Genomic DNA, 15,222 nt, shown 5'->3' with positions numbered 1-15,222 from the left:
ACTTTCTTAAATCTTTTTTTTCAGCCCTTCCAATGGCTTAGGCAGGGTTGGCCTCAGCCCGGATCAAGAGAATAATGCCCCCCTTTGTATAAAGGAGAGACTCACCCCATGTGGTTCAAGAACCTGCTTATCTATCGCCTGACCCAAGATCTGCCTGTTGATGCCGAGGCGTTGGAAGCGGCCATGGCCACCAAACTGGCGCGCCCGTGTGCAAGCCAGGAGTTGACCACTTACGGTTTCGTCGCGCCTTTTGGTAAAGGTGAAGACGCTCCCCTGGTGCATATCAGCGGTGACTTCCTGCTGATCGCTGCGCGCAAGGAAGAACGCATCCTGCCGGGCAGCGTGGTGCGTGACGCGCTGAAAGAGAAAGTCGAAGAGATCGAGGCCGAGCAAATGCGCAAGGTCTATAAGAAGGAACGCGACCAGATCAAGGATGAAATCATCCAGGCCTTCCTGCCGCGTGCCTTTATCCGTCGCTCGTCGACTTTCGCCGCCATTGCGCCGAAACAGGGCCTGATCCTGGTCAACTCGGCCAGCCCCAAGCGCGCCGAAGACCTGCTGTCGACCCTGCGTGAAGTGATCGCCACCCTGCCGGTACGCCCGCTGACGGTTAAAACCGCACCCACGGCGATCATGACCGACTGGGTCACCACGCAGAAGCCGGCCGATGACTTCTTCGTCCTCGACGAATGCGAACTGCGCGACACCCACGAAGACGGCGGCATCGTGCGCTGCAAGCGCCAGGACCTGACCGGCGAAGAGATCCAACTGCACCTGACCACCGGCAAAGTCGTGACGCAATTGTCCCTGGCCTGGCAGGACAAGTTGTCCTTCATGCTCGACGACAAAATGACCGTCAAGCGCCTGAAGTTCGAAGACCTGTTGCAAGACCAGGCTGAACAGGACGGCGGTGACGAGGCATTGGGCCAACTGGATGCCAGCTTTACCCTGATGATGCTGACGTTTGGCGAGTTCCTGCCGGCGTTGGTTGAAGCGCTCGGCGGCGAAGAGACTCCACAAGGCATCTAAGCCATGTGAAGATCAAAATGTGGGAGCGGGCTTGCTCGCGAATGCGGTGGATCAGTCACCCGATATATTGACTGACACACCGCATTCGCGAGCAAGCCCGCTCCCACATTTGATTGGGTTTCCAAGCAGACTTTAGCGCTACCGAACTTAACTAATAACAAGGACATCCCCCCATGCGTGCACTCGCCGCCTTGAGCCGCTTCGTCGGCAATACCTTCGCCTACTGGGTGTTGATTTTCGCGGTGCTCGCCTTCCTTGAGCCCGGCTGGTTCATTGGTCTCAAGGGCGCCATCGTGCCGCTGCTGGGCCTGGTGATGTTCGGCATGGGGCTGACCTTGAAACTGGAAGACTTCGCCGAAGTCGCCCGCCATCCCTGGCGCGTGGCCCTCGGCGTGGTTGCGCATTTTGTAATCATGCCGGGCGTGGCCTGGCTGCTGTGCCAGGCGTTCCACCTGCCGCCGGAAATCGCCGTCGGCGTGATCCTGGTCGGGTGCTGCCCAAGCGGCACTTCATCCAACGTCATGACCTGGCTGGCACGCGGTGACCTGGCGCTGTCGGTGGCCATCGCCGCCGTCACCACCCTCCTCGCCCCGCTGCTGACGCCGGCGTTGATCTGGCTGCTGGCCTCGGCCTGGCTGCCGGTGTCGTTCATGGAGTTGTTCTGGTCGATCCTGCAAGTGGTGTTGCTGCCGATCGTGCTGGGCGTGGTGGCGCAGCGCGTGCTGGGTGAGCGCGTCCGCCATGCGGTAGACGTGCTGCCGCTGGTGTCGGTGGTGAGCATCGTGATCATCGTCGCGGCGGTGGTTGCGGCGAGCCAGGCGAAGATCGCCGAATCCGGCCTGTTGATCATGGCCGTGGTGATGCTGCACAACAGCTTCGGTTATCTGCTCGGCTACTTCACCGGCCGCCTGTTCAAACTGCCGTTGGCGCAGCGTAAATCCCTGGCCCTGGAAGTGGGCATGCAGAACTCCGGGCTGGGCGCCGCACTGGCCAGTGCGCACTTTTCGCCGTTGGCGGCGGTGCCGAGCGCGCTGTTCAGCGTGTGGCACAATATTTCCGGGGCATTGCTGTCGACGTACTTTCGCCGTATGAGCGAAAAAGAGGACCGCCGCGCCCTGGAGAACACGCCACAAACTTGATCGCCCGATCAATTTTCGGCACTCTACCGAGCTTCGCGGGGACGACCTCGCGACGCTCTCAAGCGCTTAATCCGGGGACGACCCCAGCTATAAAGGGGAGATCAACATGTCCTGGATCATTCTGTTTTTTGCCGGGCTGTTCGAGGTCGGCTGGGCGGTGGGCCTGAAGTACACCGATGGCTTCAGCAAGCCGCTGCCGACTGCCCTGACGATTGCCGCCATGGCCATCAGCCTCGGCCTGTTGGGCCTGGCCATGAAGGAGCTGCCGCTGGGCACCGCCTATGCCATCTGGACCGGTGTGGGTGCAGTGGGCACGGTGATCGCCGGGATTATCCTGTTTGGCGAGTCCATGGCGTTGTTTCGGCTGGCGAGTGTGGCGTTGATTATTTGCGGGTTGGTTGGGCTCAAGATCAGCACTTAGGCCACTACCGTTATCGCAGGCAAGCCAGCTCCCACATTGGACTGTATTCACCGTTCAAAGGTGGGAGCCGGCTTGCCTGCGACGAGGCCCTTACGGCCAGCAACTAACTACCTGACACTCCCGCGCAACACCCCTACCCGCGCCTGCAACTGCTCAGGCGTCGCGGCCTCCAGTGCAACCGGCTCACCGGCCACCAACACCACCCGCGACCAGATCCGATGAAAGATCCCCTTGTTCGGATCACGACTGAAAAAGCTCCCCCACAACCCCTGCAACGCCATCGGAATCACCGGCACCGGCGTCTCCTCCAGAATCCGCGTCAGCCCGCCACGGAACTCATTCATCTCGCCATCGGCGGTCAGTTTGCCTTCAGGGAAGATGCACACCAACTCCCCGTCCTTCAGGTACTGGGCAATCCGTGTGAAGGCCTTTTCGTAGATCTGGATATCTTCATGGCGCCCGGCAATCGGAATCGCCCCGGCCGTGCGGAAGATAAAGTTCAGCACCGGCAAACGGTAGATCTTGTAGTACATCACAAAGCGAATTGGCCGACGTACCGCGCCGCCAATCAACAATGCATCGACAAACGACACATGGTTGCACACCAGCAGCGCCGCGCCTTCATCCGGAATCAGCTCAAGGTTGCGATGCTCCACGCGGTACATGGAATGGCTGAGCAGCCAGATCATGAAACGCATGGTGAACTCGGGGACGATTTTGAAGATGTAGGTGTTGACCGCAATATTGAGCAGCGACACCACCAGGAACAACTCGGGGATCGACAGCTTGGCCACGCTCAGCAGCAGGATCGAGACGATGGCCGAGACCACCATGAACAACGCGTTGAGAATATTGTTGGCCGCGATGACTCGCGCGCGCTCGTTTTCGGCCGTGCGCGACTGGATCAGCGCGTAGAGCGGCACGATATAGAAACCACCGAATACACCCAGGCCAAGGATATCGAACAACACCCACCACGCCTGACCGTAGCTGAGCACCGCCAGCCAGCTATGTTCCTGGGGTGACTGCGGGAAACCGCCGGAGTGCCACCACAGCAGCAGGCCGAACACCGTCAGGCCAAACGAGCCAAACGGCACCAGGCCGATCTCGACCTTACGGCCCGAGAGCTTTTCGCAGAGCATCGAACCGACGGCGATACCCACCGAAAACACCGTGAGGATCAGCGTCACCACGGTTTCATCGCCGTACAACCATTCCTTGGCGTAGGCCGGGATCTGCGTCAGGTAGATCGCGCCGACAAACCAGAACCACGAGTTGCCGACAATCGAGCGCGACACCGCCGGCGTCTGCCCCAGGCCCAGGCGCAAGGTTGCCCAGGATTCGCTGAAGATATTCCAGTTCAGGCGCAGCTCGGGCGTGGACGCCGCCGCCCGCGGAATGCTGCGACTGGCCAGGTAGCCGAGCACCGCCACGCCGACAATCGCCACCGCCACCAAGGGCGCGTAGTTGCTCGACGACATGATGATCCCGGCGCCGATGGTGCCGGCCAGGATCGCCAGGAACGTGCCCATTTCCACCAGCCCGTTGCCGCCCACCAGCTCATCGTCGTGCAGCGCCTGGGGCATGATCGAGTACTTCACCGGGCCGAACAGCGCCGAATGCGTGCCCATGGCAAACAGCGCCAGCAGCATCAGCTCCAGGTGGTTGAACAGAAAGCCCGTGGCGCCCACGGCCATGATCACGATCTCGCCGATCTTGATCGCGCGGATCAGCGCGTCCTTGTTGAATTTCTCGCCAAACTGCCCGGCCAGCGCCGAGAACAGGAAGAACGGCAGGATAAACAGCAAGGCGCACAGGTTGACCCAGATGGAGCGGTCGCCCTCAATGGTGAGCTTGTAGAGAATCGCCAGGATCAGCGATTGCTTGAAGATGTTGTCGTTGAACGCGCCCAGTAACTGGGTGATGAAAAACGGCAGAAAGCGCCGTGTGCGCAGCAAGGTGAATTGTGAGGGGTGGCTCATCGTCCGTGTTCCTGCGTGGCCTGAAGGCGTGTAGTTTCTCAGGCCACGACTTTACCTAATCGCGCTTACTTATTCGCTAGTCCTGCAATGCATGGCGAAACAAAAAGCTCACCTTTATAGGCGCCCTGCACGGTGCGCTTGGCCACGATCAGCCACATCAGCGTCAATGCCAGCACCAGCACGCTGCCAAAGACGCTGAAAAAGCTCAGGTGCAGCAGGTTCGCCAGCTTCAGGGTGGCCAACGCGTACACCCCCAGCGGGAAGGTAAACCCCCACCAGCCGAGGTTGAACGGGATGCCGGCGCGCAGGTAACGCAGGGTGATCAGCACCGCAATCAGCATCCACCACAAACCGAAGCCCCACAGGGTGATGCCGGCCACCACGCCCAGGCCATTGGCCATTTCGCCCACACCCGGCAACCCATTGGCGGCGAAGATCGCCGGTGCGTCACCGCCCAACAACAACATGCCCAGCGCACCGGTGCCGATGGGGCCAAGGGCCAGCCAGCTCGACGCGGCCATATTGGCAGGCGGCAGTTTATGCAGGGCCATGCGCAACATCAGGATGGTCAGGATGCTGAACGCCACCGGCAGGGAAAACGCCCACAGCACGTAGCTGGTCACCAGCATCACCAGTTGCGCATGGGCGTCGGCCAGGTGCGGCGCCAGCAAGCCACCGCTGGCGGCGGCGACTTCGGCGGCCACCACCGGCAACAGCCAGACGGCGGTCATCTGGTCGATGCTGTGTTCCTGGCGAGTGAACATCATGAACGGGATGAGCACGCCGCAGGCCAGGGCCATCGCCACGTCCAGCCACCATAAGGCTTCTGCCAGCGGGATCACTTCGCTGCCCCAGCGCGGCAGGCCAAACAGCAGCAAACCGTTGAGAATCGTCGCCAGCCCCATGGGAATGGTGCCGAAGAACATCGAGACGGTGGAATGCCCGAAGATGCGTCGCGCTTCGTGGAAAAACATCACCCAGCGTGCCGCGTACAACAGGCTGAACAGCACAAACAGGCCAATGGTGAACAGCCACAGCCCTTCGGCAATGACGTGCAAACCAGGCAGGCTGAATGGTAGTTGCGCCAAGGCCAGAGCCAGCACGCCGGTGCCCATGGTCGCGGCGAACCAGTTGGGAGTGAACTGGCGAATCACTTCCCGTGGGCGGGTCAGGTGGCTCAAGGGTTTGTAGCTTGGGGCTTTGCAGCTGGGAATAGTCGAGCAGGTCATGATGGTCATCCTCTTCCTCGCATGAGGTTGAAGCCATCATAGAACCTGATCGAATATCTATATAACGGGTAATATCTCTATCTGTTATCTACTTTGCCAATATACGGCGTCACTCTAGCGCCGCCTTGGCCCGCACCGAGTCCTGCACAACCAAACCGACCAAGGCACTCAGGGCCAGCACCATCAGCGCAGCACCATAGCCTTCAGTGGTGACGATAAGGCCATAAACCTGACACAGGTAACCCGCCAACAGCGCCGGCAAGCAGAACGCCAAGTAGCTCAAGACATAGAACGCCGACATCAAACCGGCCCGTTCGTGGGGCAACGCCAGCCCGACGATACTGCGCACACTGCCCATGAAGCCGCCGCCAAAACCCAAACCTGCAATCACACTGGCGACAAAGAACAGCCACAAAATACCCATGTGGACGGCCACCAGCAGCAGCGCGACGCCCACGGCCAACAGCCCTGCCGACAGCCGCATGATTTTATCGGCCGCACGCTCGCGCACGCTGTAGATCATCACCGCGCCACTCAAGGTCACGACGGCTACCAGGCCGCCGCCGATCAGGTGCGACGTGGAACCGGTGGCAGCCTTGACCAGCGACGGCGCCAGGGATGAGAAGAACCCGCCCAGCGCCCACACCGCCACATTCAGCGGCATCACCAGCCAGAGGGCGCGGCGCGCTTGCTGCGGCACATGCAGGGTCGGCGCCAGCGATTTCAAGGCGCCCGGAATACGGCTGACGGTTTCCGCCAGACGCCACACATACGCCGCCTGCAACACCATCAATCCCAGCAGCGTGAAGTAGATCAATTGGGTAGGACGCGGCGCGAACTCCACCAATAGACCACTGCCCAGCCCGCCACTGGCCATGCCCAACAGGGGCGCCAGGCTATTAAGCATCGGGCCGCGCACGCGGTCAGTGTCGAGCAAGGTCGCACTCAGCACTGCCGTGGCCATGCCGGTGGCGAACCCTTGCAGCGCACGGGCGGCAATCAGGTGCGCGGTGCTGTCGGCGTTGATAAACAGCAGCATCGCCACAATATTGAGCAGCAATGCGACGAAAATCACCGGCTTGCGCCCCAAGTGATCCGACAACGAACCCACGGTCAGCAACGCCGCCAGCAGGCTGACGGCGTACACGCCGAAAATCACCGTGAGCATTGTCGCGGAGAAATGCAGGTTTTCCTGATACACCTGATACAGCGGCGTCGGCGCGCTGGACGCGGCGAGGAAGGTCAGCACCGTGATCACCAGGAACGTGAGGCTGGACCGTTGAGAAATAACGCGAGACATGGGCACACTCCGCTAAAGCTAATACTTTGCTTTTGCGCAGTGTGCTACCGGCGAGCGCTTAAAGCAAATTCTTTGTGTTAAGGTTTTACGCATGGCGATAAAAGAAGGCCTTCGCCCGGGAGGCCGCAGTGCCCGGGTCCAGGAATCAGTGCATTCGGCGGTGCGTGAACTGCTCGAAGTGCATGAGCGCTCCAGCGTTACCGTGCCGATGATTGCAACGCGCGCGGGTGTCACGCCCTCGACCATCTACCGGCGCTGGGGCGACTTATCGGTGCTGTTGGCCGATGTGGCCCTGGCCCGCATGCGCCCCGACAGCGAGCCGGCGAATACCGGCAGCCTGCGCGGTGATCTGCTCGCTTGGGCCGAGCAATACCTGGATGAAATGAGTTCGGAGCCAGGGCGCAACATGATGCGTGACCTGCAGAGCATGATCACACCGGGTTATTGCGTGAGCATTCTGAGTGGGCAGTTTCAGACGATTATCGATCGTTACCCACAGAGTACGCCGCCGAGCGTGGACCATTTGATCAACCTGCTGGCGGCGCCGACGGTGTTTCGCATTTTGTTTTCGACCGAACCGCTGACGGTGCAAGAGCTGCATGGACTGATCGAGCTGGCACTTAAAGGTTAAAACCTCTGCAAAAACCAAATGTGGGAGCGGGCTTGCTCGCGAAGGCGGTGTGTCAGTCAACAAATCAGTCGACTGGCCTAGCGTATTCGCGAGCAAGCCCGCTCCCACATTTTGACCGCGTATGACTGCTGCTTAGGTACGCATCCCGCGCCCACTCACCAGCAACCGCGCGCATCCCACATACAGCACCACGGTCGCCACCAGCATGAAGGTGATCGCCACGCTGATTTTGATATCCGACACGCCCAGAATGCCGTAGCGGAAGGCGTTAACCATGTGCAACACCGGGTTGGCCAGCGACACGGTCTGCCAGAACGGCGGCAGCAAGGTGATGGAGTAGAACACCCCGCCCAGGTAAGTCAGCGGCGTCAGCACGAACGTCGGGATGATCGAAATATCATCGAAGTTGCGTGCAAATACGGCGTTTATAAACCCCAGCAACGAGAAGATCGTCGCCGTCAGTACCACCACCAGAATGGTGACCCCCAGGTGATGCACCTGCAGGTGGGTGAAGAACAGCGACAGCAAGGTCACGATCACACCCACCATCAAGCCGCGCAGCACGCCGCCCAGGGTGTAGCCGATCAGGATGGTGTGCGGCGACACCGGCGAGACCATCAGTTCTTCGATGGAGCGCTGGAACTTGCTGCCGAAAAAGCTCGAGACCACGTTGCCGTAGGAGTTGGTAATCACCGACATCATGATCAGGCCCGGCACAATGTACTCCATGTAGGTGAAGCCACCCATGTCGCCAATTTGGCGGCCGATCAGGTTACCGAAGATCACGAAGTACAAAACCATGGTGATCGCCGGCGGCAGCAGGGTCTGCGGCCAGATCCGGGTAAAGCGCTTCACTTCGCGGTAAACAATGGTCTGCAGCGCGACGAGGTTGGGTTGCAGTTCGGAACTCATACCGCCACCTTCGCCAGATTTTTCTCCACCAGGGACACGAACAACTCCTCAAGGCGATTGGTTTTGTTACGCAGGCTCAGCACTTCGATGCTCTGGGCCGCCAGCTGGGTGAACAACGCGGTGATGCCCATGGCCTTGTCCACCTGCACTTCCAGGGTGTGGCCATCGACCAGACGGCTTGGGTAGCCGAGCAGTTGCGGCGCCACCGACAGGTTGTTTTTCAGGTCCAGCAGGAAAGTTTCCACATGCAGCTGGCCCAGCAGGTTGCGCATGCTGGTGTTCTCGACAATGGTGCCGTGGTCGATGATGCCGATGTTGCGGCACAGCTGCTCAGCCTCTTCCAGGTAATGGGTGGTGAGGATGATGGTGATGCCCTTCTCGTTCAGCTCGGTGAGGAAGGTCCACATCGAACGGCGCAGCTCGATGTCCACACCGGCCGTTGGCTCATCGAGGATCAGCAGACGCGGTTCATGCACCAGCGCGCGGGCGATCATCAGGCGGCGCTTCATGCCGCCCGACAACGAACGCGACGGCACGTCACGCTTGTCCCACAGGCCCAACTGAGTCAGGTACTGCTCGGCACGCTCCTTGGCGATTTTCGCCGGGATGCCGTAGTAGCCCGCCTGGGTCACGACGATGTCGAAGGTCTTTTCAAACTGGTTGAAGTTGAATTCCTGGGGCACCACGCCGATGGAGCGCTTGAGCGCCGCAGGGGATTTGTCCAGGTCATGGCCAAAGATATTCACCGAGCCGCTGGTTTTGTTGACCAGGGTGGAGAGGATGCCGATGGTGGTGGATTTGCCGGCACCGTTGGGACCGAGCAAGGCGAAGAAGTCACCTTCGGCAACGTCCAGATCGATACCACTCAGGGCCTGGAAACCGTTGCCGTAGGTTTTGGTTAGCTGCCGGATGGACAGAGCGGAACTCATATCGGATTACGCACCAGAGAAGGGAATAGAAAGAGTAGATAAGCGCGCAGCGCACGTAGTTCAACGGCGGCGCATGACAAGCATGGTGCTTGCCCGCGCCGCACAAGTACAGTCACCTGTATTAATAGTCAGTATTAAGTCAACGCGGTCATCACGGCCTTGCGGTAGGCCGGGCGGTCTTTAAGGCGCTGGTACCAGGCCTCTAGATGGGGCATTGCCGGGCGCTCGATGGGCATCTCGAACCAGGCGTAGGCAAAGCAACCCAAGGGGATGTCGCCCATGCCGAAATGCTCGCCGGACAGGTAGGGTTGCTCGGCGAGTGCCTGGTCGACGGTGTTAAGCGCATCGATGCAGGCTTGGCGCCCGGCGTTGATGCTGTCCCAGTTCTGTTTTTCTGCCGGGGTGCGCAGGATGCCCCAAAACACCGCCTTGAACGGATCGGCGAGGGTGGACGTGGTCCAGTCCATCCACTTCTCGGCGCTGGCCCGGGCTTGCAGATCATCAGGGTAAAAATCCGACGCGCTCTTGGCGCACAGGTAACGCACGATGGTGTTGGATTCCCACAACACAAAGTCGCCGTCTTCGATCATCGGCACCCGGCCATTGGGGTTCAAGGCCCGGTATTGCGGGGTGTCGACCACACCAAAAGCTCCGCCCGCATCAATTGCCTCATAGTCCAGGCCGAGCTCCTCGGCGCACCACAGTGCCTTCCTGACGTTTGATGAATTTTTACGACCCCAGATTTTCAGCATGACCGCGCCTTATCGTTGATGAACATGGCTTGATGAACGCAGCAGCATACGCCGGTTCACGCGCGGCTTAAATCGCTCTGCATGTCGCTGTGCATGTCCTTCAGCGAGATCGGCATGTCGCCGACAAACAGGTGCGGGTAACACTGCTGAATATGCGCGAAGAAAAACGCTTCGGGCACATCGCTGAACTGGCCGTGGTCCAGCACGTATTCCATCGAGCGCCGCCCCTGGCGGTTGAAGGCGTGGAACACGCTGTCGTTAACCCCATCGAACGCCAGCGGCGGCACGTCGAACAACTCGCACAGTTGGCTGTTGAACGCCGGCGTGGCCTTGACCCAGCGACCGTGCAGGTACAACTCGGTATAGCCATGCATGGCGAACACATCACTTTTAAGCAGCGCGAGCAGGCGCGGTGTCGACAAATGATTGCGCACATCCGCCAGGCCGATGCGCGCCGGGATCCCGCAATGGCGAGCGCAGGCGGCCAATAAGGTGGCCTTGGGCACGCAGTAGCTCTCGCCGGTGGCCAGGGCAAAGCTGGCACTGAGGGTGTTCGGGTCACGGCTGAAGGTGTACGGGTTGTAGCGAATCGCCTCACGCACGGCGTAGTAAAGACTGACCGCCTGGTCACTTAAATCCGGGCGGGTTCCGCGATGTTTTTCGGCGAACTCCACCACCGCAAGGTGGTCACTATCGATGAAGCGGCTGGGACTCAGGTACGTATCCATGAGCTTTATCTCCAAGGGAAGCCTTGAGTCTAACGACAGGTCTGCCGTGGAGATAACGACGATTCGGCCAAATGTCGGCGTGCGCCAGCACAACTCGTTACACCCTCGCTACCGCGCTTTTTCGGATGCCGACTAAGCTCCATGGTGGTTTCGCCCTTGGTTTCACGGAGGATTGAATATGCTGTTGTTGTGGATACTGGTTCTGGTGGTCGGCATTGCCTACCTGGCACACCGCCGCACCGCGCCCCTGCCTGCGCTGGGCGTGGTTGCCGTCTACCTGCTGGCGATGGGGGCCTGGAGCCATGCACCGGGTTGGCTGCTGGTCATCCTCTGGGTGCTGATCGCCGCCGTGGCCGTGCCCCTGTTGCTGCCCGACCTGCGCCGCCAATACTTCACCAAGCCGCTGTTCAGCTGGTTCCAGAAAGTCCTGCCGCCGATGTCCGAGACCGAGCGCGACGCCATCGACGCCGGCACCGTGTGGTGGGACGGCGAACTGTTCAGCGGTCGCCCCGACTGGGACAAGTTGCTGGCCTACCCCAAGGTGCAACTGACCGAAGAAGAACAAGCGTTTATCGACGGCCCTGCCGAAGAGCTCTGCGCGATGGTCAGCGACTGGGAAATCGGCCAGGCCATGGATTTGCCGCCCGCTGCCTGGGAGCACATCAAGACCCACGGTTTCTTCGCCCTGATCATCCCCAAGGAGTATGGCGGCAAGGGGTTCTCGGCGTATGCCCACTCCCAGGTCGCGATGAAACTCGCCACCCGCAGCGGCGACCTCGCCTCCACCGTGATGGTCCCCAACTCCCTCGGCCCGGCCGAGTTGCTGCTGCATTACGGCACCGACGAACAACGCAACCACTACCTGCCGCGCCTGGCCCGTGGCGACGACATCCCCTGCTTCGCCCTCACCGGCCCGCTGGCCGGCTCCGACGCCGGCGCCATGCCCGACACCGGCGTGATCTGCAAAGGTGAATGGGAAGGCAAGGAAACCCTTGGCCTGCGCCTGAACTGGGAAAAACGCTACATCACCCTCGGCCCGGTCGCGACCCTGCTCGGCCTGGCCTTCAAGGCCCATGACCCGGACCATTTGCTGGGCGAAGAAGAAGACCTGGGCATCAGCCTGGCGCTGATCCCCACCGACACCCCCGGCGTCGAAATCGGCCGTCGCCACCTGCCGCTGGGCGCCGCGTTCATGAACGGCCCCAACTCCGGCAAGGACGTGTTCATCCCTCTGGAATTCCTTATCGGTGGCCAGGAAATGCTCGGCAAGGGCTGGATGATGCTGATGAACTGCCTGTCGGTCGGCCGTTCGATCTCCCTGCCTGCGGTCGGCACCGGCGCGGCCAAGTTCACCAGTTTGGTCACCGGCCAATACGCTCAAGTCCGTGAGCAGTTCAACGTGCCGCTGTCGGCCTTTGAAGGTATCCAGGAAGCCCTGGCGCGCATCGGCGGCAACGCCTGGCTGATGGACAGCGCACGCATGCTCACCGCCAATGCCGTCGACTTGGGCGAAAAACCCTCGGTGTTGTCGGCGATCCTCAAGTACCACCTCACCGAGCGCGGCCGCGAGTGCATCAGCCACGCCATGGATGTGCATGGCGGCAAAGGCATCATCATGGGCCCCAACAATTACCTGGGCCGCAACTGGCAAGGCGCGCCGATCTTCATTACGGTGGAAGGCGCGAATATCCTGTCGCGCAACCTGATGATCTTTGGCCAGGGCGCGATCCGCTGCCACCCGTTCGTGCTTAAGGAAATGGCCCTGGCCGGTCGTGAAGACCATGACCAGGCGCTCAAGGAATTTGATGGCCTGCTGATGCAACATATCGGCTTCGCCGTCAGTAACGCTGCCAGCACCTTGGTGCTGAACCTCGGCATCGGGCACTTCGAGAAAGCCCCGGGCAACCGTTTGAGCCAGGGTTATTTCCGTGCATTGAACCGCCAGGCCGCCGCATTCGCCCTGCTCGCTGACTTGAGCATGATGCTGCTGGGCGGCGAGCTGAAACGCCGCGAACGCCTGTCGGCGCGCCTGGGTGATGTGCTGAGCCATATGTATCTGGCCTCGGCGGCACTCAAGCGTTATCACGACCTGGACTCGCCGGATCACCTGGAGCCGCTGTTTGCCTGGGCCATGGAAGAAAGCCTCGGCGAATCGGAACGTGCCCTGGATGAACTGCTGAGCAACTTCCCGAACAAGGTCCTCGGTTGCCTGCTGCGGGTGATCGTGTTCCCGTTCGGCCGTCGCCACACCGGGCCGTCCGATGCGCTGGACGCCGAGGTGGCTGCGGTGATCGGCCGTGCCAAAGGCGACCCGACCCTGGAAGAATTGCTGGCGGGTTGCTATCGCCCGCAATCGGCAGAAGACCCGGTGGGCGCCCTGCAACATGCCTACGACCTGCTGAGTGCCAGCCACCCCTTGCAGAAAAAACTCCACACCGCGCTCAAGAGCGGCCAGGTCAAAACGGCCGCCGGCGAGCATGCCATCGACGCGGCGCTGCACGCGGGCGTATTGCAACCGGCAGAAGCGCAAACCCTGCGCGATGCCGAAGCCGCGCGCCGCAAGGTGATCGATGTGGATGATTTCAGCAAGGAAGAGCTGACCCAGGCTGAGGGTAAAATCCGCTGAGTCAGGCGGTCATATAAAAACGGGCGCGTGAGCTATATACTCTCGCGCCCGTTTTTGCTTTAGAGGACTTATCTCGTGTCCAACGTCGTTGCCGATCATCTCGTCTTGCTCGACCACTTGCGCAGCATCCTGGTTGCCGTCGGCGAAGCCGAACAGGTGCCCGAGGAAAGCCATACCCTGTTCCTGGAGCGCTTCGACGAATTGCGCGCCCTGCTGCCGATCGACCCGATCGAAAGCCAGTACCTGGGCCAGGACCTGATGAGCCAGGTGATCCTGCGTTACCCGCAGATCGCCCACCTGGTGCCCCGCGACCTGCTGTGGTTCTTCGGCGGTGACTGCCTGCACTTCATGCCCGATGAAGAACTGGACCTGTATCAGTCCCTGGAAGAACGTCGCTACGAAGCCGAACAGAACGACGAGCCGTTCGACTGGAACCAGGAAAAACAACTGCTGGCCATGCCGCAGGATCAGAGCAAGCACTGATTTTAAATGTGGGAGCTGGCTTGTGTGGGAGCCAGCGCCCACAGTTGGACCGCACTCCTACCTTCGGCGCAATGTCGGCTCCTTCGCCATACACTCCACCAGATAATCAATAAACACTCGCAACTTCGGTGGCAGATACCGCGTGGGCGAATGCAGCAACCACGCCTCGCCATGGTAGGACGCAATAAAATCCCACTCGGGCAACACCTGCACCAGGTTCCCCGCCTCCAGGGCGTGGCGCGCCGTGAAGTAAGGCAAGCTGCCGATCCCCACATGCTGCAACACCGCATCCAGGCGCACGCCGGTGTGGTTCGCGGCGTAGCGCCCGCGCACGCCCACGGTCACCGCCTTGGCGCCCTGACGAAACTTCCAGCGTGAATCCCCCGGCGTTTCCCCCAGGTAAATGCAGCTGTGTTTTAGCAAATCATGGGGATGTTCAGGCGTACCCTGCGCGGCCAGGTACTGCGGCGTGGCACACAGCAAATGCTCGATGGGCAACAGTTGGCGGCCGACCAAGCCCGGCGGCGGGCTGTCGGTGATGCGGATGCTGAGGTCGACATTGTCGTCGATCAAGTCCACATGCCGGTCTTCCAGAATCAACTGCACATCCACCTTGGGGTAGCGCCGCAAGAACTCCGGCATATGCGGGTGCACCACAAACCGGCCCACCGCCTTGGGCACGCTGACCCGTACCAGGCCTTCGGCTTCATGGGTGAACTGGCCACTGATTTCCATCACCGAACGCGCCGCATTGACCATCTCCTGGCAACGCTTGAACACTTCTTCACCGCCCTCGCTCAAGCGCAATTTACGCGTGGTGCGTTGCAGCAAGCGTGTGGCCAGCGCCTGTTCGAGGCGCGAGATACTGCGGCTCACCGCCGAGGGTGAAACGCTCAATTGGCGCGCCGCTTCGGAGAAACTGCCGGTCTCCACGACTTTGACGAACATCGCCATTTCACCCAGCAGCGGCAAAGGAAGATTGATGCTCATGACGCACAGGTCCATTGATAATTGAACGGATTATCACCCATCCACGCACTATTTATACTGCCCGTAGAACC

14 protein-coding genes are annotated in these 15,222 nt (G+C 60.6%); 6 read left to right on the top strand and 8 right to left on the bottom strand.

Translation table 11 applies throughout. The features are described 5' to 3' along the window. Nucleotides 1-108 precede the first annotated feature (108 nt). From rdgC to sugE, 3 genes are all read left to right on the top strand, one after another. The gene (gene rdgC / locus BFP92_RS26040; RefSeq protein WP_065931717.1) at nt 109-1,029 is read left to right on the top strand and encodes a recombination-associated protein RdgC; all 921 of its coding nucleotides are present in this window, start codon (nt 109-111) and stop codon (nt 1,027-1,029) included. Nucleotides 1,030-1,202: 173 nt separating this feature from the next. Continuing rightward, nucleotides 1,203-2,168, top strand: coding sequence for a bile acid:sodium symporter family protein (locus tag BFP92_RS26035; RefSeq protein WP_065931716.1), 966 nt, complete (start codon nt 1,203-1,205; stop codon nt 2,166-2,168). Nucleotides 2,169-2,274: 106 nt separating this feature from the next. Then, nucleotides 2,275-2,589, top strand: a complete 315-nt coding sequence (sugE, locus tag BFP92_RS26030) for a quaternary ammonium compound efflux SMR transporter SugE (RefSeq protein ID WP_016970241.1) — start codon at nt 2,275-2,277, stop codon at nt 2,587-2,589. Between the two features lie 107 nt (nt 2,590-2,696). On the opposite strand, the gene BFP92_RS26025 is transcribed toward sugE, so the two are convergent. From BFP92_RS26025 to BFP92_RS26015, 3 genes are all read right to left on the bottom strand, one after another. Next, on the bottom strand, nt 2,697-4,571 hold the full coding sequence (locus BFP92_RS26025; protein ID WP_065931715.1) for an MFS transporter: 1,875 nt from the start codon (nt 4,569-4,571) through the stop codon (nt 2,697-2,699). A gap of 65 nt (nt 4,572-4,636) precedes the next feature. After that, nucleotides 4,637-5,800, bottom strand: a complete 1,164-nt coding sequence (locus BFP92_RS26020; protein ID WP_065931759.1) for a TDT family transporter — start codon at nt 5,798-5,800, stop codon at nt 4,637-4,639. 109 nt (nt 5,801-5,909) lie between these two features. Next, complete coding sequence (locus tag BFP92_RS26015; protein ID WP_065931714.1) at nt 5,910-7,100, bottom strand: MFS transporter; 1,191 nt, start codon at nt 7,098-7,100, stop codon at nt 5,910-5,912. A 91-nt stretch (nt 7,101-7,191) separates the two neighbouring features. On the opposite strand from BFP92_RS26015, the gene BFP92_RS26010 reads away from it, so the two are divergent. Next, entirely contained in the window at nt 7,192-7,731 is a 540-nt protein-coding gene (locus tag BFP92_RS26010) for a TetR/AcrR family transcriptional regulator (RefSeq protein ID WP_065931713.1), read from the top strand. A gap of 132 nt (nt 7,732-7,863) precedes the next feature. On the opposite strand, the gene BFP92_RS26005 is transcribed toward BFP92_RS26010, so the two are convergent. The 4 genes from BFP92_RS26005 to BFP92_RS25990 form a co-directional block, all read right to left on the bottom strand. Next, nucleotides 7,864-8,643 carry an ABC transporter permease gene (locus BFP92_RS26005; protein ID WP_058420148.1) on the bottom strand — a complete coding sequence of 260 codons (780 nt, stop codon included), beginning with the start codon at nt 8,641-8,643 and terminating at the stop codon, nt 7,864-7,866. Further along, on the bottom strand, nt 8,640-9,572 hold the full coding sequence (locus tag BFP92_RS26000; RefSeq protein ID WP_056859647.1) for an ABC transporter ATP-binding protein: 933 nt from the start codon (nt 9,570-9,572) through the stop codon (nt 8,640-8,642). The genes BFP92_RS26005 and BFP92_RS26000 overlap by 4 nt, the downstream gene beginning before the upstream one ends. A 134-nt stretch (nt 9,573-9,706) precedes the next feature. Next, nucleotides 9,707-10,324, bottom strand: a complete 618-nt coding sequence (locus BFP92_RS25995) for a glutathione S-transferase family protein (protein ID WP_065931712.1) — start codon at nt 10,322-10,324, stop codon at nt 9,707-9,709. 56 nt (nt 10,325-10,380) lie between these two features. Beyond that, entirely contained in the window at nt 10,381-11,052 is a 672-nt protein-coding gene (locus tag BFP92_RS25990; RefSeq protein ID WP_065931711.1) for a transglutaminase-like domain-containing protein, read from the bottom strand. A gap of 178 nt (nt 11,053-11,230) precedes the next feature. Here BFP92_RS25990 and BFP92_RS25985 point away from each other — a divergent pair, with 178 nt between their 5' ends. Together BFP92_RS25985 and BFP92_RS25980 are read left to right on the top strand one after the other, a co-directional pair. Then, entirely contained in the window at nt 11,231-13,678 is a 2,448-nt protein-coding gene (locus BFP92_RS25985; protein ID WP_065931710.1) for an acyl-CoA dehydrogenase, read from the top strand. A gap of 75 nt (nt 13,679-13,753) precedes the next feature. Further along, a complete protein-coding gene (locus BFP92_RS25980; RefSeq protein ID WP_065931709.1) occupies nt 13,754-14,161 on the top strand; it encodes a PA2817 family protein in 408 nt (135 codons plus the stop codon). Nucleotides 14,162-14,218: 57 nt separating this feature from the next. On the opposite strand, the gene BFP92_RS25975 is transcribed toward BFP92_RS25980, so the two are convergent. After that, complete coding sequence (locus tag BFP92_RS25975; RefSeq protein ID WP_065931708.1) at nt 14,219-15,151, bottom strand: LysR family transcriptional regulator; 933 nt, start codon at nt 15,149-15,151, stop codon at nt 14,219-14,221. Between the last annotated feature and the right edge of the window lie 71 nt (nt 15,152-15,222).

It is taken from the genome of Pseudomonas sp. 58 R 3 (genome assembly GCF_900006605.1).
GTDB lineage: Bacteria > Pseudomonadota > Gammaproteobacteria > Pseudomonadales > Pseudomonadaceae > Aquipseudomonas > Aquipseudomonas salomonii.
This window is presented reverse-complemented; position numbering and strand designations above follow the sequence as displayed.

Coding starts and splice junctions, on each gene's coding strand:
- BFP92_RS26000 (WP_056859647.1), bottom strand. CDS start 9,572: ATGAGTTCCGCTCTGTCCATCCGGCAGCTAACCAAAACCTACGGCAAC.
- BFP92_RS26035 (WP_065931716.1), top strand. CDS start 1,203: ATGCGTGCACTCGCCGCCTTGAGCCGCTTCGTCGGCAATACCTTCGCC.
- rdgC (WP_065931717.1), top strand. CDS start 109: ATGTGGTTCAAGAACCTGCTTATCTATCGCCTGACCCAAGATCTGCCT.
- BFP92_RS26005 (WP_058420148.1), bottom strand. CDS start 8,643: ATGAGTTCCGAACTGCAACCCAACCTCGTCGCGCTGCAGACCATTGTT.
- BFP92_RS25975 (WP_065931708.1), bottom strand. CDS start 15,151: ATGAGCATCAATCTTCCTTTGCCGCTGCTGGGTGAAATGGCGATGTTC.
- BFP92_RS26020 (WP_065931759.1), bottom strand. CDS start 5,800: ATGACCTGCTCGACTATTCCCAGCTGCAAAGCCCCAAGCTACAAACCC.
- BFP92_RS25990 (WP_065931711.1), bottom strand. CDS start 11,052: ATGGATACGTACCTGAGTCCCAGCCGCTTCATCGATAGTGACCACCTT.
- BFP92_RS26025 (WP_065931715.1), bottom strand. CDS start 4,571: ATGAGCCACCCCTCACAATTCACCTTGCTGCGCACACGGCGCTTTCTG.
- BFP92_RS26010 (WP_065931713.1), top strand. CDS start 7,192: ATGGCGATAAAAGAAGGCCTTCGCCCGGGAGGCCGCAGTGCCCGGGTC.
- BFP92_RS26015 (WP_065931714.1), bottom strand. CDS start 7,100: ATGTCTCGCGTTATTTCTCAACGGTCCAGCCTCACGTTCCTGGTGATC.
- sugE (WP_016970241.1), top strand. CDS start 2,275: ATGTCCTGGATCATTCTGTTTTTTGCCGGGCTGTTCGAGGTCGGCTGG.
- BFP92_RS25985 (WP_065931710.1), top strand. CDS start 11,231: ATGCTGTTGTTGTGGATACTGGTTCTGGTGGTCGGCATTGCCTACCTG.
- BFP92_RS25995 (WP_065931712.1), bottom strand. CDS start 10,324: ATGCTGAAAATCTGGGGTCGTAAAAATTCATCAAACGTCAGGAAGGCA.